This window comes from Parahoeflea alexandrii (assembly GCF_027214025.1).
GTDB lineage: Bacteria > Pseudomonadota > Alphaproteobacteria > Rhizobiales > Rhizobiaceae > Hoeflea > Hoeflea alexandrii_A.
Genome location: NZ_JAPWHB010000002.1, coordinates 698,846 through 717,627, shown reverse-complemented (window position 1 = coordinate 717,627; position 18,782 = coordinate 698,846). Strand labels below are relative to the sequence as shown.

15 protein-coding genes and 1 tRNA gene are annotated in these 18,782 nt (G+C 61.7%); 9 read left to right on the top strand and 7 right to left on the bottom strand.

The window, feature by feature from the left end:
- Positions 1–44 precede the first annotated feature (44 nt).
- From O4H62_RS09620 to O4H62_RS09610, 3 genes are read right to left on the bottom strand one after another with little or no spacing between them, the layout of a single operon-like run.
- Entirely contained in the window at positions 45–1,043 is a 999-nt protein-coding gene (locus O4H62_RS09620) for a LacI family DNA-binding transcriptional regulator (protein ID WP_269387295.1), read from the bottom strand.
- Between the two features lie 48 nt (positions 1,044–1,091).
- Positions 1,092–2,081 carry an ABC transporter permease gene (locus O4H62_RS09615; protein WP_269387293.1) on the bottom strand — a complete coding sequence of 330 codons (990 nt, stop codon included), beginning with the start codon at positions 2,079–2,081 and terminating at the stop codon, positions 1,092–1,094.
- 13 nt (positions 2,082–2,094) lie between these two features.
- Complete coding sequence (locus O4H62_RS09610) at positions 2,095–2,835, bottom strand: ATP-binding cassette domain-containing protein (RefSeq protein ID WP_269387291.1); 741 nt, start codon at positions 2,833–2,835, stop codon at positions 2,095–2,097.
- 160 nt (positions 2,836–2,995) lie between these two features.
- Between O4H62_RS09610 and O4H62_RS09605 the strand changes: the two genes are divergently transcribed.
- The 6 genes from O4H62_RS09605 (at position 2,996) to O4H62_RS09580 (ending at position 9,836) form a co-directional block, all read left to right on the top strand.
- Positions 2,996–3,976 (top strand): NAD-dependent epimerase/dehydratase family protein, encoded by a 981-nt coding sequence (locus O4H62_RS09605; RefSeq protein ID WP_269387289.1) that lies wholly within the window; start codon positions 2,996–2,998, stop codon positions 3,974–3,976.
- A gap of 47 nt (positions 3,977–4,023) precedes the next feature.
- Positions 4,024–5,010 (top strand): substrate-binding domain-containing protein, encoded by a 987-nt coding sequence (locus O4H62_RS09600; RefSeq protein ID WP_269387577.1) that lies wholly within the window; start codon positions 4,024–4,026, stop codon positions 5,008–5,010.
- A gap of 147 nt (positions 5,011–5,157) precedes the next feature.
- Positions 5,158–6,105, top strand: coding sequence for a sugar-binding protein (locus O4H62_RS09595; RefSeq protein WP_269387288.1), 948 nt, complete (start codon positions 5,158–5,160; stop codon positions 6,103–6,105).
- 92 nt (positions 6,106–6,197) lie between these two features.
- A complete protein-coding gene (locus O4H62_RS09590) occupies positions 6,198–7,703 on the top strand; it encodes a sugar ABC transporter ATP-binding protein (RefSeq protein WP_269387287.1) in 1,506 nt (501 codons plus the stop codon).
- Between the two features lie 20 nt (positions 7,704–7,723).
- Positions 7,724–8,716, top strand: coding sequence for an ABC transporter permease (locus O4H62_RS09585; RefSeq protein WP_269387285.1), 993 nt, complete (start codon positions 7,724–7,726; stop codon positions 8,714–8,716).
- Positions 8,717–8,849: 133 nt separating this feature from the next.
- Complete coding sequence (locus tag O4H62_RS09580; protein ID WP_269387284.1) at positions 8,850–9,836, top strand: Gfo/Idh/MocA family protein; 987 nt, start codon at positions 8,850–8,852, stop codon at positions 9,834–9,836.
- 378 nt (positions 9,837–10,214) lie between these two features.
- On the opposite strand, the gene O4H62_RS09575 is transcribed toward O4H62_RS09580, so the two are convergent.
- Positions 10,215–10,304 (bottom strand) — tRNA-Ser (locus O4H62_RS09575).
- A gap of 91 nt (positions 10,305–10,395) precedes the next feature.
- Positions 10,396–10,911, bottom strand: coding sequence for a tyrosine-type recombinase/integrase (locus tag O4H62_RS09570; protein ID WP_430538401.1), 516 nt, complete (start codon positions 10,909–10,911; stop codon positions 10,396–10,398).
- A gap of 720 nt (positions 10,912–11,631) precedes the next feature.
- On the opposite strand from O4H62_RS09570, the gene O4H62_RS09565 reads away from it, so the two are divergent.
- The 3 genes from O4H62_RS09565 to O4H62_RS09555 all read left to right on the top strand — a co-directional run bounded on the left by O4H62_RS09565 (position 11,632) and on the right by O4H62_RS09555 (position 15,586).
- The gene (locus O4H62_RS09565) at positions 11,632–12,705 is read left to right on the top strand and encodes a porin (RefSeq protein ID WP_269387282.1); all 1,074 of its coding nucleotides are present in this window, start codon (positions 11,632–11,634) and stop codon (positions 12,703–12,705) included.
- 181 nt (positions 12,706–12,886) lie between these two features.
- Entirely contained in the window at positions 12,887–14,653 is a 1,767-nt protein-coding gene (locus tag O4H62_RS09560) for an OmpA family protein (protein ID WP_269387281.1), read from the top strand.
- A gap of 156 nt (positions 14,654–14,809) precedes the next feature.
- Positions 14,810–15,586, top strand: coding sequence for a hypothetical protein (locus O4H62_RS09555; RefSeq protein ID WP_269387280.1), 777 nt, complete (start codon positions 14,810–14,812; stop codon positions 15,584–15,586).
- A gap of 48 nt (positions 15,587–15,634) precedes the next feature.
- Here the strand turns inward: O4H62_RS09555 and O4H62_RS09550 are convergent, their stop codons facing one another.
- Both O4H62_RS09550 and O4H62_RS09545 read right to left on the bottom strand, forming a co-directional pair.
- Positions 15,635–16,537, bottom strand: a complete 903-nt coding sequence (locus O4H62_RS09550) for an alpha/beta fold hydrolase (RefSeq protein WP_269387575.1) — start codon at positions 16,535–16,537, stop codon at positions 15,635–15,637.
- 127 nt (positions 16,538–16,664) lie between these two features.
- Positions 16,665–18,713: a lytic transglycosylase domain-containing protein gene (locus O4H62_RS09545; RefSeq protein ID WP_269387279.1), complete on the bottom strand. Its 2,049-nt coding sequence runs from the start codon at positions 18,711–18,713 to the stop codon at positions 16,665–16,667.
- Between the last annotated feature and the right edge of the window lie 69 nt (positions 18,714–18,782).

Sequence of the window (18,782 nt, the reverse complement as noted above, 5' to 3'; positions counted from 1 at the left end):
AGCAAGGCGGCGCGCGGCCGGATGTCGCCTGAGCGCTGTCAAGACTAGACGGATTCCCGCTCGATGATCGGGCATTCGACCTTGAGCTGATCGTGGCTGCTCTTCAGCCCGCCGGCGATGTCGTGGATCATCTCCACAGCCATCGCGCCCATTTCGAACATCGGCAGATGCAGGGTTGTCAGGGGAGGGCGAATGAACTGGGCTATGTCGCGATTGTCAAAGCCGATTACCGAAACATCGCCGGGAATGGACTTGCCGCGTTCCTTGAGCGCCTCGATGCAGCCGAGCGCCATCAGGTCGTTGGCGCAGAAGATTGCGTCCGGCGGGTTGGCCAGATCCATCAGCGCATGGGTTTCCGAGTATCCCGAGGACGGTTCCCAGTTTCCGTATCGCACCAGCTCGGCATCGAAGGTGAAATCGTTGCTCGCCAGCGCCTGCTTGTAGCCGCGCAAACGGTCGCGCGGATTGTCGAGGCCATCCTGGCCATTGATCAGCCCGATCCTGCGCCGGCCGGCCTGGATCAGCCTTTCGGTCGCCGCGCGGCCACCGGCAACGTCGCCCGGCAGAATTGACGGCAGGCCCCGGTTCTGGTCGTAGCAGTTGACGAGAACCGAGGGTATTTTGAAAAGAGCGGCTGGCGGGTCGATCTTGCGGGTCAGGATGGTGCCGAAAATGTAGCCCAGAAGCGGTTGCCGCTGGCACAGCGAAAACACGTCCTCATTCGGATCCTCGCCGGCTCGGAAAATGCCGAGCGTGACGATAACGCCCAGCTCGAGCGCCTTTTCGCGGGCGCCTTCGAACGCCAGCGCCATCCACGGGTCGGTCGTCAGCTCGTCCGTGATGAACGCAATGACGCTGCTGTCCGACGGATCGGTGGCTATCGACCGGTTGGGAAGCCGATAGCCAAGCTCATTGACCGCATCCATCACTTTCTTGCGCGTCGCCTCGCTGAAACGGGCTCCCGAACTTCCATTGAGGATCAGGGATACCGTTGCCTGCGACACGCCCGCCCGGGCGGCGACATCCATCATTGTTGGTTTCAAGGCATTCTCCATGATGCGTGCCATGGCGCCCCCAAACTTCACTTCAACCTATGATCGGAAATTCCGGAATCGGTCGAATGCCACAGCAACGATGATGAAGGTACCTATGAACATTCCCTGCCAGAAAGTCGAGATGCCGAGCAAGATGAGGGAGTTGCGGATAACCTCTATCAACAGGGCGCCGACGACGGCTCCGAATGCGGTTCCTTCGCCACCGGCGAGGTTGGCGCCTCCGATGACGGCGGCGGCAATGACCGTGAGCTCCATTGCCTGGCCGAGATTGGTGGTGACGCTGCCAAGCCAGCCGGCCATCAGGATGCCCGCCAGTCCTGCAGTGAAGGCGGAGAACATGTAGATGCTGACCTTGAGCGGCTTGACCGCGATCCCGGTCAGCACAGCGGCGTTCTCGTTGCTGCCGATGGCGAAAAGATGCTGTCCCCAGCGGGTCCACTTGAACGCCAGCGACATGACAATCGTCAGCACGGTGAGAACATAGAGCGGGTGGGGAAGGCCGAATGTTGAGCCGCCACCGACCCAGAGCAGGATGTCGTGATCGGGTCCGAACTCCCAGATCATCTTGTTGTCGGACAGGACCATGGCGAGGGACCGGGCAGCCGACAGGGTCCCCAGCGTGACGACAAAGGCCGGCATCCCCGCATAGGCGATCAGGATGCCGTTGAAAAGTCCAACGGCGAGCGCGGCGCCGAGCGCGAGAATGGCCGAGATCCAGAACGACAAGCCGCTCGACATGGCAACGCTGATCACCATGGCGCTGAGCACGACCGAGGAACCGACGGAAAGATCGATTCCGCCGGATGCAATCACCGCCGTCATGCCGATGGCAATGATGGCGACAAAGGCGAAATTGCGGGCGACGTTGAACAGGTTGCGTTCGCTGGCGAAGGTATCGGTCATCAGGGTGAGCGCCAGGCAGGCAAGCAGAGCCGCGGTGAAAACCCAGAAGACCGGAAGCCGCTTGATGCGGGAGAACAGGCTTTCGTGCTGTGACCTGCCGATGATGTCATCGAGTGTCGTCATTGTCGTGTTCCTTTCAGGCGGCGTCGATGGCGCCGGTTATGAGACCGGTTACTTCTTCGGGTGATGACTGGGCCGCTGCCTTGCTGCTGACCAGTTCACCACGGCGCAGAACGGCAATCCTGTCCGACACGCTGAAGACATCCGGCATTCTGTGGCTGATGAGGATGACGCTGATGCCGCGGTCGCGCAGCCGGCGGATCAGATCGAGCACTTCGGCGACCTGGCGCACGGAAATGGCGGCCGTGGGTTCATCCATCATGACGATCTTCGGTTCGGAGAGCAGCGTGCGCGCGATGGCGACTGCCTGACGCTGGCCTCCGGACATTTTCCGCACGAGGTCGCGTGGCCTGGTTTCCGATTTGAGCTGCTTGAACAGCTCCGCCGAAACCGTGTTCATGTGCTTGTAGTCGATGTACTTGAACGGGCCGAGCCTGCGCATGGGCTCTCTTCCGAGGAACACGTTGGACGCGGCAGTGAGATTGTCGCTCAGAGCCAGGTCCTGGTAGACCATGGCAATGCCGGCACGCTGGGCATCGATCGGCCTGTGGAAATCCATCTCCTCTCCATCGATCCGGATGTTGCCGGCCGATGGCCGGAAGTTGCCGGCAATGATCTTGACCAGGGTGGATTTGCCCGCCCCGTTGTCGCCCATCAGGCCGAGGACTTCTCCCGGTTCAATGGATAGCGACACGCCTGACAGCGCCTGAATCGCCCCAAAGTTCTTTGATAGTCCAGTAATTACAAGCCGCGACATTGTTCCTCCTCGTCGGGTTCGCCCTATGGGTGTGCCGTCAATGAACCGCCCACCTCACTCCTCCTGAGCGCATTCTAGCATATAGTATGACTAATAGCTTGACTTAATATTATTAGTAAATATTGTTTGGGCAAGTTTTGATACGGGATGGAGGAAATGGATGAGACTGCTGGTGACGGGCGCTGCGGGAAAGGTGGGGCAGGTGTTCATTCCTGCGTTCCTCGCCGACTCCCGTTTTGCCGACTGGGAGGTCGTCGCGCTGTGCCACAACAGGTTCGTTGAGCCGCGCGCGCGTCTTTCCATTGTTTCCGGCTCGCTCTCCGACGAGGCCGTGATCGCCGAGGCGATGGCGGGCGTGACCCATGTGGTGCATCTCGCCGCGGTCAAGGAATCGCCGGACCTGGTCTTCGATGTGGCCCTGAAGGGGCTTTTTCATCTGCTGGAAGAATTCCGCAGGTCGGTGCAGGCGCGTCAGTTCATCCTGCTCAGCGGCGATTGCGTGGTTGGTCACATCTTTCAGCCCTATGACGAGCCGATCACCGAGGCCTCGGTGCGCAAGGCCTATCCGGGCTGCTACGCGCTGACCAAGGTGCTGGAAGAGACCATGCTGGAGCAATACGGCATCCAGTATGGGGTCAACTGGTCGACGTTGCGCGCGCCGTGGATCATGGAAAAGGATGATTTCCGCTTCGCGCTTGATTTCGGCGACAGCCAGTTCGGCGGACCTCGGTGGACCGAGATTGTCGATGAGGCCGTTTTGCATCGTTACCGGAATGGCCGCTACGTGCCCGTATTGCGCGATGTCAACGGCGATTACCTGAAGCGGAATTTCGTCCATGTCGACGATCTGGTTTCGGCAATCCTGGCCACGATCGGCAATCCGCGGGCGCAGGGTCAGCTTTTCAACATATCGATGGACCAGCCGGTCGATTACGGCGTCGTCGGCAAGGTGCTCAAGGCCAGCAAGGACCTGGAACCGATCGAGATCGACACGCCTTTTCACAGCAACTGGCTCGACAATTCAAAGGCGCGGATGGTGCTCGGATGGGCGCCGGAGGTGGGGCTGGAGGAGCTCGCCGATCGCGCCTTTGCATACGAACGCGAGGACAACGACCCGCGCGTGGTTTGGTATCCCGGCTAAGGCAGGAGGCCCGGCCGGTTTTCAGTGGAGGAGAGAGAATTATGAAAATGAAACTGTTGGCCATGACGGCCCTGTCAGTGATGACGCTGGCGGCGGGTTCTGCCGCCGCGCAGGACAAGAAGATCTTGGCGATCGTCGTCAAGGGACTGGACAACCCTTTCTTCGAGCAGATCAATCTGGGGTGCAAGAAGTGGATGTCCGAGAACGCGGACAGTGAGTATGAATGTCTCTACACCGGTCCGGCATCGTCGGCCGACGAGGCCGGCGAAGTGCAGATAGTTGACGATCTCTTGACCCGCGGTGTCGCGGCAATCGCCATTTCGCCGTCGAACGCGCCGGCCATGGCAAACCGCATCCGGTCGATTGCGCCGACTGTTCCGGTGATGACGGTCGATGCCGATTTCCTTGAGGCGGACCGCGATCTGCGCAAGACCTATCTGGGCACTGACAACTACCTGATGGGCGTGAAAATGGCTGAACAGGCGAGCGCGCTCAAGCCTGACGGCGGGACGGTCTGCCTGCAGCTCGGCAATGTCGCTGCCGACAACATCAATGCTCGCGCGCAAGGTTTCCGTGACACCGCGTCCGGCGAGAAGGGCATCGACCGCCTGACCGGCCAGGGCGGCTGGGCGGAGATCGAGGGGTGCCCGGTCTTCACCAACGATCAGGCCGATCTTGCCAACCAGCAGATGTCGGATGTGTTCACCGCAAATCCGGATCTTGATGCCTTCATCCTGATCGGTGGCTGGGCCCAGTTTGCGCCGCAAGCCTATGCCCAGGTGACCGACCAGGTGATGGACAAGCTCAAGAGCAAGGAGCTGATCATCATCGCCGGCGACACCCTGCCGCCGCAGACGCAGGCCTTCCGTGATGGCCGCAGCCATTCCCAAGTCGGGCAGCGTCCGTTCGAAATGGGCTACAAGGCGCCGGATGTGATGATCCAGCTTATCAACGGCGAGACCGTGGATGATCCGCTGTTCACCGGGCTTGACGTTTGCAACCAGGAAGATCCCGGCTTCTGCGCCGACAACTAGGTCTCCCGAGGGCGATGGGGTTGGTTTGAAAGAGCCGCCCCGTCGTTCCCCTTCATCGGTACGTATTAGTAATAATATTAACTGCGCACCCAATCGAACTGACTTAACAGCGGCCTTGGAGGAACAAGGGCTGCGGGGAGGAAAATCATGTACAATCTCAAGTCGATACTTCTGACTGCGGGCGTCGTGCTGGCAGCCAGCGGCGCCTTTGCACAGGAAAAGCCGGCGCTGGCTTTCGTGGTCAATGCGGCGTCCGATTTCTGGAAACTGTCGGAAGCCGGCGTGAAGGCGGCCCAGGCCGAGCTTCCAGGCTATGAGCTGCAGTTTCGTTATCCGGCCCAGGGCACCGCTGCGCTACAGAATGCCCTGATGGACGACCTGGTGGCTGCGGGAACCGACGCGATCATGATTTCGTCGGCCGATCCGAAGAACTCGATCGATGCGTTCAACCGGATCGCCGCCCAGGTGCCGCTGTTTACCACCGACAGTGACGCTCCCGACAGCAACCGCATCGCCTATCTCGGCTCGTCCAACACGGCAGCCGGCGTGCAGGCAGGCGAGATCGCCGTGGAAGCCCTGCCGAATGGCGGCAAATGCATGGGCTTCGTCGGCTTTCTCGGCGCCGACAACGCCGTCGAGCGCATCGCCGGCTTCCGGCAGGCGGTGGAAGGCAAGGGCATCGAACTGGTCGACGTGCGCGGCGACGATGTCGATTTTGCCCGGGCACGCTCCAATGTCGACGACGTCCTGGCTGCCAATCCGGACATCAACTGCATGGTCGGGTTCTATTCCTACAATCCGCCCAAGATCTATGAAGCGCTGCAGGCCGCCGGCAAGCTGGGCGAGATCACGGTGATCGGTTTCGACGAGGATCCGATCACGCTCGGCGCCGTTCGCGAGGGCAGCTTCGCCGGTACCGTGGTGCAGGATCCCTACCAGTGGGGATACCAGGGCATGAAGCTGATGGCCGCCTACCTGGAAGGCGACAAGTCGCAGATCCCGGCTGACGGCCTTATCATCGTCCCGACGAAAAAGATCGGCAAGGACAATGTCGATGCCTTCGAGGCGGAGCTGAAAGCCCGCATCGGCGGATAAGCAGAGTACTCCAATACTCTGTTCAGGCTGCACGAGCTGACTTCCCGGTACTCGTGCAGCCTCCAGATCCCACATTCTCATCTGGAAGAACGATGACCCAACAAGCAGGCAAGCATATATCGATAGAACTTGCCGGGATCACCAAGGTCTATCCGGGCGCCATCGCGCTCAACGATATCGCCATGAGCATCCGTGGTGGAGAGGTCGTCGGTCTGATCGGAGAGAACGGCGCCGGCAAATCCACATTAATGAAGATCATCAGCGGCGCCGTCGCCCCAGACGAAGGCCGAATTGTCATTGACGGGCAGGAGGCAAGCCATCTTACGCCGGCGGGCGTCAACCAACTGGGAATCGCGCTCGTCCACCAGGAACTCAATCCCTTTTCCAATCTCGACGTCACGGCAAACGTGCTGCTTGGCCGGGAGATGCGGCACGGCTTTTTCGGCTTTCTCGACCAGGCCGCGATGCAGGAGAAAGTGGCGCCGATCCTTGAAATGCTGGGTACCCGCTTCGGACCGAGGGATGCCGTATCCGAGCTCTCGCTGGCCGACCAGCAATTGCTCGAGATCGCGCGTGCCCTTTCGATCAACTTGCGCCTTCTGATCCTCGATGAGCCGACGTCAAGCCTGACCCTGTCGGAGACCAACCGGCTGCTCGAAGTCATCAGGAAACTGCGCGCCGACGGCGTGGCCGTGCTGTTCATCACCCACAGGCTGGCTGAAATCGCCGACGTGGCCGACCGCGTCGTTGTGCTGCGTGACGGCCGCAATGCGGGTGAATTGTCCCGGAGCGAGATCGACAAGGACACGATGGTCCGGATGATGATCGGGCGCGATGTCAGCCAGTTCTACGAGAAATCCGACAATGTGGCGGGCAAGCCGGTGCTGGAGATCAAGGCGCTGCGCACCAGTACCTATCCGCACCAGAGCCTGGACCTCTGCCTGCGCGCCGGAGAGATCACCTGCCTTGCGGGGCTGGTCGGTGCTGGGCGGACCGAACTTGCACGGGCCATATTCGGCATTGACCGGATCGAGGGCGGAAGCATCGAGATGGACGGACAGCCGCTTCCGGGCAACTCCGTTCCGGCCGCGATCGCCGCCGGGATCTGCCTGGTGCCGGAGGATCGGAAGGGCGAGGGCCTGTTTCTCGATTTCGCGGTGATGGAAAACATTGCGATGCCGAGCCACGCGGCACTGGCCAGGCGGGGATTTGTCGATGCCGGGGCGGTGACCGGGCTGGCCGAGGAGTCGAGAAAGAAACTCCAGATCAAGGCGTCGGGCCTTAACCGCGCAGTGGCGGAGCTTTCGGGCGGCAACCAGCAAAAGGTGGTTCTGGCCAAATGGCTGGCGATGAACCCCAAGCTGATCATCCTGGACGAGCCAACCCGTGGCATTGATGTCGGCGCCAAGGCGGAAGTCTACCACCTGATGCAGGAACTGGCGGGGCAGGGCGTGGCGATCCTGATGATCTCGTCGGACATGGAAGAAGTGATCGGCATCTCGGACCGGGTTGCCGTGATGTGCCGCGGGCGGATCAGCGGGATCCTGAGCCGGACGGAACTGACCGAGGAAAACATTCTCCGGCTCGCCGTGGAATAGGTGGAATAGAAAGAACAGACATGCAGAAGAAAGACATTGGCCTTGCCACGCTTGTCATCACCGTCGGCGCGATCGTCGCCATGGTCAATCCGCGGTTTCTGTCGCCGATCAACCTGGCCAACACGGCCAACCTGATCGGCTTGTTCGGGCTGTTTTCGATCGCCGAGGCCTTCGTCATCGTCACCGCCGGCATCGAACTGTCTATCGGGTCGGTGATTGCGCTGCTGGGCGTCATCTTCGTCGACCTGATCGCCAGCTTCGGCGTGCCCTGGCCGATGGCGCTGGCGGTCGTCCTGGTGCTCTCGGTCTTCATCGGCCTTCTGCACGGCTGGCTGATCACCCGGCTGAAGCTGCAGCCTTTTGTGGTCACGCTGTGTGGCCTGCTGATCTATCGCGGCGTTGCGCGATTTTACACCAATGACGGCACCGCCGGCTTCACATTCGGATCGAATTTTCCGACGCTTGAGTTCCTTGTTTCGGGCCGCACCGCCGGCGTGCCGCATTCGGTGATCGCCTTCGCGCTGGTGGCCGTCGTCGCCTGGTTCCTGCTGCACCGCACGGTCTTTGGCCGGCACCTGTTCGCGGTCGGCAAGAATGTGGAAGCCGCGCGCTATTCCGGCATCAACACCGACCGCGTCATCATCCAGGCCTATGTGCTCTGCGCCTTTCTCACCGGCATCTCGGCGGTGTTCTTCGCCATGTACACCCGCTCGGTGCAGCCGTCCTCGCATGGCAATTTCTATGAGCTCTACGGCATCGCGGCCGCGGTGCTGGGCGGCTTTTCGCTGCGCGGCGGCGAGGGATCGATCGTCGGCGTGGTGCTCGGGGTGATCCTGCTGCAGGTGCTGCAGAACCTGGTCAACCTTCTGGGCATTCCGTCCTCGCTCAATTTCGCCGTCATGGGCAGCGTCATTCTGGCCGGGGTTATCGCTGACACGCAGTTTTCCCGGTACCGCGAGGCCCGCCGCCAGCAAATTGCCATGTCGGCGCTTGAAGACAGCGCAAAGCGATGACGGCCACCATGCCTGGGCAAGCGGATACAACGACAGAGAGCCGGTGTTGAGGTTTCAGGGGCGGAAAGCGGAGTGCGCTACCGCTCCGGTCAGCGCCACCGGTCATGAGCGTCAAGTATAAGGAGCAAGCTACATGTTCAGATGGGGAATATTGTCGACCGCCAGGATCGGCCGCGAGCAGGTGATCCCGCAATTGCAGGATTCGGAGAACGGCGTGGTTACCGCGATCGCCAGCCGCGACCATGCCCGCGCCCGCGAACTGGCCGACCGTTTCGGCGCACCGCTCGCCTTCTGGTCCTATGAAGGCCTCATCGCCTCGGACGAGGTGGATGGCGTCTATATCCCGTTGCCGACATCGCAGCACATCGAATGGTCGATCAAAGCTGCCCAGGCCGGCAAGCACGTGCTCTGCGAAAAGCCGATCGCCCTGCATGCGGATGAAATTGCGCCGCTGATTGCGGCACGCGATGCGAACAACGTGCTGGTCTGCGAAGCCTTCATGGTGACCTATCACCCGCAATGGCGCAAAGTCCGTGACCTGATCGGCAATGGCGCCATCGGCCGCCTGCGCCACGTGCAGGGCGCCTTTTCCTATTTCAACACCGACCCGGACAACATGCGCAACAAGCCGGAACTGGGGGGAGGCGGCCTGCCGGACATCGGCGTCTACCCGACGGTCTCGACACGGTTTGCAACCGGCCGGGAACCGCTCCGGGTGCAGGCCGTGGTCGAACGCGATCCGGGGTTCGGCACCGACATCTACGCCAGCGTCAAGGCGGATTTCGGCGATTTCGAGATGAGCTTCTATTGCTCGACCCAGATGGCGCTCAGGCAATTGATGGTGTTTCACGGCGAAAAGGGCTTTATCGAAGTCACCGCGCCCTTCAATGCGGGAGACTACGGTCATCCGGTCGTCACCCTGCACAATGCCGATCACGAGGAAGCGCAGATCTTCCGATTCCCGGGCGTCAGGCAATACCGGCTTCAGGCCGAGGCCTTCGTCCGCAAGGCGCGAGGCGGGGAAGAAGAGGTCTTCACCCTTGAGCAGTCGATGCTCAACCAGAAATTCATCGATGCGGTCTACCGCGCGGCGGTGCATGACGGCTGGGAAACAGTCTAGGGCAATCCGGCCACTGTCGCTGCCTCTCGCGGGTTTGCAGCTTCGAGTGCCGGGGAAGGCGGCCCGCCACGGCGGATCCCGATGTTGGCGCTGACCGGGCCGCGCGCATGCATTCCGAATGTTTCCGGCTGCCCATGACCCGGAAATCGGCTCCCGTTCACGGACTGACGGAGACTGCGAGGCATTGTCAGAGGGGCCGGGCCATGGTCATCCGCAACCCCTTCGAACCCTTGGGCATAACCAGGGCCGAATACCGCGAGGCCGCATCGGCGTGGTCATCGCAACCCCGTTGCCATGGCGCGGAATCAGGGCTTTCGAACGGTGCAGACTGCCAGCCCGACAAGGTGCTGGCTGCCACGGATGACGATTAAAACGAAATGGCGGAGAGGAAGGGATTCGAACCCTCGATACCCTTCCGGGTATACTCCCTTAGCAGGGGAGCGCCTTCGACCACTCGGCCACCTCTCCGTCGTGTGGTCTGTTACCCCAGCATGGCTGTGTAATCAACTGCAATTCAGGCAGGATTCCATCATTGTCCTCAACAGGTATGGCACCGGCGTCAGTTCCCTGCCGGCATCGCGCCTGCGCCTGGTCTCTTCGCGCCGGCTTCTCCCTTTTCGGCCGCCGCCTTTGACGCTTGCTTAAAGCCATTGGTTTGCTCTGAATGGCTTGAATTCGCACGGGACTGCGACTTGGTGACGGCCGCCATGTTTGCCGCATCGAGAGCTATGGCGCACTGGTCAAGATCGTTGGTGGCCAGGTGGGCATAACGCAGGGTCATCTGAATTGTCTGGTGCCCGAGGAAAGTCTGCACGCGTCTCAAGTCGATGCCCGCTTGAACCAGCCGGGACGCGCATGTGTGACGCAGGATATGCGGCACCATGTGTGGATCATCGGAAAAGCCGTTTTCCTTGCGGGTCTGGTTCCAGTTGTATTTGAAGTTCGGATAGGAAATGGTTGAAAATGGGCCGCTGCCGCCAAAAGCACGTGCCAGATCAAGCGCCTGGGCTGCGCGTGCGCCGGAAACAGCAACGAGAGCTGCTGCGGAGCCGATGAGAAGGCTCTTAATGTTCATTTCTGACCTCCAGTCAAAAGACAAACGGCGGCCACTTGAGCTCTTTAAAATATTGATATTGTTAACTAATGGGTTTCGATGTCTCGTGGGCGTGTTTCTGCTGATGTCAGCCGTTCCGAACGAAGGTCTTTTCGCCAAGTGCCCTCCCGAGTGTGGCGGATGGCAGCAAATTGCCTTTACTCATGCTTTTTGGGAGGTGGAGTGCGGCTGCCTTGCCGCTGCAGGTCTCTATATAAGAGGCATGTATAAGAGTGCGTATGGAACTCATGAGAGCCGGGGTCAGGGTTGCCCCGGGCCGGGTTCGAAACCCTGCCGGCAATCGCTTGCCGGGGTCCGGGAACTAGTCGGCGCGAATCGTGGACAGGTGGGCAAGTGGCCTGGGAATCGCTTCCAGAAGCTGCAAATCAACCGGGATAAGGCCGCCAAACTGCCTCAAGCGGGCCTCGGTTCGTCCGGAGACGACCCGGAGTTCCTAACGAAGGGTAAACAAATCGGGCTGCGGGCGAAGATTTCGTGTCATTTGTGCAACAGGGGGAGGTGAAGGCATGCGGAGGAGCCTTCGGTGGGAGCGATCTGCGTTGCGCGGTCTGCTCCGGTGAGTATGTTCACTTTCGAAGCCACGGCGATTACCCGCCTGTCTTCTTCCATTGTGGGGATGGGACAGAGAATACTGTCCTTCAGCGACAACCCAGACCATTAACTTTTGACTGGAGGTCAGAAATGAACATTAAGAGCCTTCTCATCGGCTCCGCAGCAGCTCTCGTTGCTGTTTCCGGCGCACGCGCTGCAGACGCTATCGTTGCAGCTGAGCCCGAGCCCGTTGAATACGTCCGCGTTTGCGACGCTTTCGGCACCGGCTTCTTCTACATCCCGGGCACCGAGACTTGCCTGAACATCAACGGTTATGTCCGCTTCCGCGTGACTGCAACCAAGGGCACCGCCGGTTACACTCAGAACACCCGCGCTCGCATCAACTTTGATGCACGTTCGGAAACTGAACTGGGCACCCTGCAGAGCTACATTCGTCTGCAGTCCAACTCGGGCAACACAACCAACACGTTTGATGCTCCTGTCGTTACCGACCAGGCTGTTATCCGGCTCGGCGGCCTGTTCATGGGTTACACCGAATCGGCATTCGCAGCTCTTTACGGCGGCGGCGTTGGCAACTGGGGCTTCATCCAGACCGATGCCGGCGGTGTGTACGGTTACCAGCAGCGTCAGCAGCTCGGTTATCGCTACGACGCTGGTGCATGGTACGCAGCTGTGGTTCTCGAGCATGACGCCAACCCTTCGCTCAACTGGACTCCTGACGTCGTCGGCGTTCTGGGCGTAACCCAGGGCTGGGGCGGTGCATTCGTGCATGTCGGTTACGACGAGACCCTCCGTTCGACCGGCGTCAAGGCTGGCGTTCAGTTTGACGTTGCTGCTACCGGCGGTCAGGTCCGCATCGGTGGTTTCTACTCCAGCAAGATCGTCGGCGCCTATGGCATGCCGATGCCTGGCGCGGTTGGCATTCTTACCAACGAAGTTGCTCAGTGGTCCGGTGCCATCGGCTACACCCAGGCGATCACCGACACTGTGGGTGCGACTCTCGGTTACCAGTACTTTGATGGCTTCTCGGCTGCCAAGGGCGGTACCGTCAAGAACGCTCACCTCGTAGAGGGTGCGCTTACTTGGGAACCCGTTCAGGGCCTGGACGTCCGTCTTGAAGGTAACTGGGGTACTTCGCGCACCTACACCGGCGTGAAGACCAACACTGCAAGCGGCTTCATGTGGGTCCGTCGCACATTCTAATCAAACCTCGGTTTGATCTGATGGAACCCGGCAGCTTTGGCTGCCGGGTTTTTTAGTGCCTGCATTTCAGGCATGGGTGCCTTTCGCCAGCCTGTGGGGTGAGGCCCGTTCCGCTTTAGGCTTGGCCTCGCTCGGGCAGCGGTGATAGGCTTGCCGTCGGCAAAGGTCTGGCGGAGATTTCATGCAAAACATCAAGCTTTGGATTTGGCCCGGCCTGGCTGCCGTGGCGTGCCTTTCGGCGCTGGCGATCTGGTTCACTGCCGGCTCGATCGAGGCGGACCTGCAATCACGCACAATATCGGCGCTCCGGACCGATCATGCCTGGGCGCAGGTGCTGATCAAGGGCCGCGATCTCACACTGACCGGCCTGGCGCCGGACGAGGAGAGCCGTAAGGATGCCCTGTCCATTGCGCGCAATGTCTACGGCGTACGTGATGTCAGTGATGCTTCGGTTCTGTTGCCCGAGGAAAAGCCCTACCGGTTGTCCGCGGAGAAAACGCCCAACGGCATCGTCCTGAGCGGATTTGTCCCCAATGAAACCGCACGCGCCGACATCATCTCCACACTGACCGGGTTGTTGCCGGGCATCGCGCTGTCCGACCAGATGAATCTCGCACGCGGCGCTCCGACAGGCCTGGTTTCGCTCGCCGGCTATGGATTGTCCGTATTTTCGCGGTTCTCGACGGGGTCGATGAGCATCACCGACCGTACGATGGATATTACCGGGCAGGCGCTCAATCCCGACGATCACGAGGCGGCCTTGGCCGCGCTGTCGCTGGTACCTCCGTCGGCCGGTATCGTGAGTTCTGTCGAGATTACACCCGCCGCCGCGACCGGAGAGTATTCCTGGTCCGCCACGAAGGCCGCGGACGGGATTGTCGTCAGCGGCTATGTGCCGGGTGGCGAGATCCGCGAAGCGATCATGGCGCGCGCCGGTTCGATCGGCGGAGACCAGGGGGCAGACGACCGGATGCGGTACGCCACCGGCGTGCCCGATGGTGTCGACTGGATGGCGGCCACAGAAACTGCGTTGACCGCGCTGGGCAAGATGACCGCCGGAACCGTGACCGTTACGGAAGGTAGGCTCGATCTTTCCGGTGAGGCGAGCGATGTGGAGGCGTTTCGCGGCATTCAGGACATTCTGGCCAACAGGTTGCAGGGCGGGCTGGTGCTTGGAACCGCGGATATCGGGCTGGCGCCCGGCGCCTCGTATACCTGGACGGCGCATCTGAGCGGACCGGAACTTGAGCTCAGCGGATTTGTTCCAGATGAGGCGTTCCACACCCGGATTGTCGAGCTGGCCCGCCTGAAATTCGGCTCCATAAAGATAAACGATATGCTCGAGATTGCTCCAGGCGCCCCTGACAGCTTCGAGGAGGCCGCCGTCACAGCGCTTCAGGCACTGAGCCGGCTCGATCAAGCCGAAGCCAGCATCGCGGACGGGACGGTTTCAATCAGCGGGTCCGCGCTCAACGAGGCGGGCTCGCGGCAGGTTGCCCGCTTGATGGCCGAGGAGCTTCCGGCAGGATTTTCCGGTGAAGCAGCAGTCTCGCCCGGCAGCGACGGGGGGGATGAACTGAACCCCGATGCCTGCCAGGCCGAACTCAACCGGCTGACGGCTTCAAACACCATCCTGTTCGAGACCGGGGAGGCGGCCATTCAGGACCATTCCTACGGGTTCCTGGACCGGATTGCGCGGATCGCGCGGCAATGCGGCCGGACCCGCCTGGAAATATCCGGCCATACGGATTCGGATGGCTCGGACGCCGACAACCTGGCCCTGTCCGACCGGCGGGCCAAGGCGGTGGTCGACTTCATGACGGCAGCGGGGATAGCGGCGGACCGGCTGGTCGCCATCGGTCATGGTGAAAGCCGCCCGCTTGCAAGCAATGAAACGGACGAGGGCAAGGCGGCAAACCGCCGGATCGAGTTTCGCGTCCTCAACTGACGGGCCATCGGCCCATGGAGGGACTAATGTGGTACATGTTCACACATCTTTGGTTTTGGCTGCTGGTGGCGTTTGTCGTTGGCGGGCTGGTGGGATGGAAGACCTGTGGCCGTGTGCGCAGTTGAGTGCGGCGGCAGCTGATCGGGAGGGGCTGAGATGACCATGTTTGTTTTGCAGGTTGCGGTTTTCATGGCCGTTGCATTTGGCTTGGGATGCCTGTTCGGATGCTGGCTCAAAGGCCGGCTGGGCGGTTCGCGGCATCATTCGGGCGCCGCGGCAGCCGTCACCCATGAAGGTGCTGCGAGGACCGTGACTGCCGGCGAACTTGCGGCGCCAACACCGCATTACGAGCCAGAAACCACCCCGCAACCGCCGTCGGCCCTGGCTTCGCAGCCGCAAGCGGCGGAGAAATCGGCATCCGTGGCCGCCGGCACTCCGGCCGATGCGACCCCTCCCTTGGCCAAGAAGGCATCCAAACTGAAAGCCGCCAAATCGCGGGCGGGCAAGCCGGCGGCGGCGAAGGCCACGGCTTCCAGGACACGGGCAACAAGCGCTCAGCCAGCGAAGGCAAAGGCTGAAAGGCCGGTGGCCGCCAAACCAGCGGCGACGAAACAGAAGGCACAAAAGACCAGTCCTTCAGCGGCTGCTTCACCTGATAATCTCAAGCAAATCAAGGGGATCGGCCCGCAGATCGAAGCAAAGCTGAATGCTGCGGGAATCAACAGTTTCGCGCAGATTGCGGCCTGGACGAAGAGGCAGCAGGCAGAGTTCGCCGAGCAATTGTCGTTTGCCGGCCGGATCGAGCGGGAGCAATGGGTGAGCCAGGCGAAGATCCTCGCCAAGGGCGGTTCGACGGATTTCGCCAAGCGCGTCGCCAAGGGCGAAGTCGCCAGTTCCGCCGATACCAAATCCAAGCGCGGCGGCAAGACATAGAAGCCGCCGTCGCTTTCCGCGATCCGCGTCGCAGCAGGCGCGAGCCGTTCAGTGGCGGCGTTGCTTGTCGACGGAGGCGAAGAACTTCGTCAGGATATCGGGAATGCCCGACAGGTGCAGGATCGGGGCGTGACCGTGTCCCCGGATCGTTTCGGTCTGGAGCGAAGGGACGCGGTTCTTCATTTCGATCAACGTCTCGGACGAGAGCAATGTGGAGTGTTCCCCACGCAGCGCCAGAAGCGGCATGCCACCCAGCCCCTCGAACTGCGGCCATAGAGTTGGCAGGGGCGTGCTGAGATCGACGCCGGCGAGGCCGTGAAGCAGCGCCGGATCGAAGTCAGCCACCAGCCGGCCGTCCTTTTCCATGTAGATCGCCCGGGCAAAATCCATCCAGTCCGTTTCGCTGAGGGCCGGGAAGCTCTTCGAATGGGCTTCGGCCAGGATCTGCGCGGCATCCGCCCAGCTTTTCGGCTGTGGCATCCGCGACAGATAGGCCTTGATCTGGGCCAGACCAGCGCCTTCGATCACCGGCCCGATGTCGTTGAGAACGCCTGCGGCCATGACACCGGGGCGCATGGCGGCCAGAACATGCATGATCAGTCCGCCGCGTGAGGTGCCGACGAAAATCGCGTGCTCGATCCCCAGTGCCGCCATGCCGCTGAGCACATCTTCGGCCTCGACGATGATCGTGTAGCGCGCCGGATCCTTGTCCCAGCCGGAGCGCCCGCGTCCGCGGTAATCGAAGCTGACCACGCGCCGGGGCGCTTTCGGATCGGTCGACAGCAGCCGGGCAAGATCGTCGAAATCCCTTGTGTTGCGGGTCAGGCCTGGCAGGCAGACGACAGGCAGGCGATCCCGGGTGGCGGGATCGTGGCGGCCATAATCGGCGGCGTGCAACCGAAGACCGTCGCTGGCGGAGAAAAACACGCTTTCATGTCCGTCGTGTTCCATCGTGCCGGCAGCGCCAGCGTTTCCGTTCGCTCCAGATTTCCCGTTCGCCATGGGTCCGATCCTGCTCTTCGTCGGTTTCGCTTCAGGATCAAGCCTATAACCTATTTTCGCTGCGATGCGACAGGTCTCATCGGCGGCCGAGCCTGAGATCGGTCTCGATGTTGCCCGGCTGGCCGAGCCGGACCTTGTAGATCTGGTAGTTTTCCATGACGCGCTGCACGTAATGACGGGTTTCGGTGAACGGGATCATCTCGATCCAGTCGATGACCTCGTCAAGCGGCCGCCCGCGCGGATCGCCAAAGCGCTTGATCCACTGCGGCACCCGGCTCGGGCCGGCATTGTAGGCGATAAAGGTCAGGATGTAGGATCCGCCGAACTCGCTGATCTGTTCGCCGAGAAAATGGGCGCCCAGGGTCGCATTGTAGCCGGCGTCGCTTGTCAGGCGGTCTTTCGAATAGGGCAGGCCATGGCGTGCGGCGACCGCCTTGGCGGTTCCGGGCAGGATCTGCAACAGCCCGCGGGCGTTGGCAGGTGAGATCGCGGCCTTGTTGAACGCGCTTTCCTGGCGGGCGATCGAATAGGCCAGCGCCTTGCCGGATCCGTTGATGTTGGCGCCGGCCGGGACCGCGCCGAGCGGATAGGCAAGCGCTGCCACATCAAGACCGCGGTTCCAGGCGACCTTTCCAATCTGCAATGATATCTGGTGCTCGCCTCGCTTTTCCGCCATCGCCGCGAGAATGGCCAGTTCGCCCGGACTGTCGAGTTCGGCGGCAAGGGCGCGGTAGAGGATGTCGGCGCGCCACTGCATGCCGGCGTCTTCCAGCTTGCGGATTGCCTGCACGGCTTCCCGTGCGGCAAACTTGGCGCGATCCTGCCCGGATGGCTGCGGGTAGGTGATCGCAAGCGACTTGCGGTCGAGCTTGGCGCTGGCGAGTTGCCCGTAGAATGTCGAGGGGTAGTTCGCCGCCCTTGCATAATGCTCGGCCGGCTTGCCGCCGGCTCCGGCTTCCGCCGCGCGACCGAGCCAGTAGTGGGCACGCGCGGTCGAAATCTGGCCGCTGGCCACGGCCAGGATGGCGGCAAAGTGCCTGGTGGCGGCTCTGGCGTCCTTCAATCCCCTGAGCGCGTACCAACCTGCGTGGAATTCTGCCTCGGCGATGGCTTCGGGGCTCTGGGCGAGATGGGCTGCCGCGAGCTTGTAGGCTCCCTTTGCGTCGCCTTTCTCGTAGAGGCCACGGCTGACCACGCGCGCTTCCACCCACCACTCGTCCGGGTCGACCAGCAGGGCAGGGTCCCGGGGCATCCTGGCAAGAAGGGCCGCGGCCTGCTTGTTGCGGTCGAGTTCGCGCAATTGGCGAATGCGCAGGTAGAGATAGGCGGGCGTGTCGTGCCAGGATTTGTCGACAGCCTTGATTGCGCCCGAGGCCTTTGCCGGATTGCGGATCACGGCGGCCCAGGCACGGTAAAGCGACTGGGCTTCGGCCTTACTGGAAAGGGTTTTGGCGTCGTTGACGCGATCGCGGTAGAGCAGCATTTCCATCCGGCGGAAATGATCCGCCTTGGTGAGCAGGTTGTCGAACTCGCGCAGGAAAATCTCCGCGTCCCGGTCCTGCATGAGCTCCGTGCGCCAGAAGCTCTTGGCAATGGCGCGTGCGCGTTTGGTGTCGCCGGTCTCCATCAGGGCCCGGACGAGGGTGATCGCGCCCTTTGGCGTTTCGGGCTGCTTGTCGCCAAAGGCCGCAAGTGCCTTCTGTGCCGACGGCTTTTCGTAAAACAGGGCATTCTCGTAAAGGCGTGGAAGCGACGCCAGGCCGGGCCAGCCCTTCAATTCGGCTTCCGCATCGGCAATTTCCGCCGCCGGCACGCCTTCCATTCCGGACAGGGCAATCGCCCAGCTCAGGATGTGACGGTCAAGCGTATCGCGCGGCATCGCATCACGGATAGCACGCGCAAGGCCGGCATCCCGGTCGCCAAGCGCCTGCAGGCCGGATTGAAGGGTTCGGCTTGCCGGTGCGGCCCGGGGTGTCGATGCGGATGGCGGGCTGGTTTCGGCGGCGGCAGCATCGGGCCTTGGCACGGGCAGGGGGATTGAACCGGAGGGCAGCGGCGCGGCGGATGTAATGCCGACCAGCGCGGTGGAAAGCACAATCAGTGTCGCGAGAGCGGTTTTTGGCATTATGGCCTTCTGTCCGATTTAATATCCCTGTCTGCGGTCAACGAACCATCCCGTGCGCGCGCGCCGAGC

What these genes read in the sequence shown, in the direction of transcription:
- O4H62_RS09590 (WP_269387287.1), top strand. Translation starts at nt 6,198, where the DNA reads ATGACCCAACAAGCAGGCAAGCATATATCGATAGAACTTGCCGGGATC.
- O4H62_RS09555 (WP_269387280.1), top strand. Translation starts at nt 14,810, where the DNA reads ATGACCATGTTTGTTTTGCAGGTTGCGGTTTTCATGGCCGTTGCATTT.
- O4H62_RS09545 (WP_269387279.1), bottom strand. Translation starts at nt 18,713, where the DNA reads ATGCCAAAAACCGCTCTCGCGACACTGATTGTGCTTTCCACCGCGCTG.
- O4H62_RS09610 (WP_269387291.1), bottom strand. Translation starts at nt 2,835, where the DNA reads ATGTCGCGGCTTGTAATTACTGGACTATCAAAGAACTTTGGGGCGATT.
- O4H62_RS09550 (WP_269387575.1), bottom strand. Translation starts at nt 16,537, where the DNA reads ATGGAACACGACGGACATGAAAGCGTGTTTTTCTCCGCCAGCGACGGT.
- O4H62_RS09605 (WP_269387289.1), top strand. Translation starts at nt 2,996, where the DNA reads ATGAGACTGCTGGTGACGGGCGCTGCGGGAAAGGTGGGGCAGGTGTTC.
- O4H62_RS09560 (WP_269387281.1), top strand. Translation starts at nt 12,887, where the DNA reads ATGCAAAACATCAAGCTTTGGATTTGGCCCGGCCTGGCTGCCGTGGCG.
- O4H62_RS09600 (WP_269387577.1), top strand. Translation starts at nt 4,024, where the DNA reads ATGAAACTGTTGGCCATGACGGCCCTGTCAGTGATGACGCTGGCGGCG.
- O4H62_RS09565 (WP_269387282.1), top strand. Translation starts at nt 11,632, where the DNA reads ATGAACATTAAGAGCCTTCTCATCGGCTCCGCAGCAGCTCTCGTTGCT.
- O4H62_RS09615 (WP_269387293.1), bottom strand. Translation starts at nt 2,081, where the DNA reads ATGACGACACTCGATGACATCATCGGCAGGTCACAGCACGAAAGCCTG.
- O4H62_RS09570 (WP_430538401.1), bottom strand. Translation starts at nt 10,911, where the DNA reads ATGAACATTAAGAGCCTTCTCATCGGCTCCGCAGCAGCTCTCGTTGCT.
- O4H62_RS09585 (WP_269387285.1), top strand. Translation starts at nt 7,724, where the DNA reads ATGCAGAAGAAAGACATTGGCCTTGCCACGCTTGTCATCACCGTCGGC.
- O4H62_RS09595 (WP_269387288.1), top strand. Translation starts at nt 5,158, where the DNA reads ATGTACAATCTCAAGTCGATACTTCTGACTGCGGGCGTCGTGCTGGCA.
- O4H62_RS09580 (WP_269387284.1), top strand. Translation starts at nt 8,850, where the DNA reads ATGTTCAGATGGGGAATATTGTCGACCGCCAGGATCGGCCGCGAGCAG.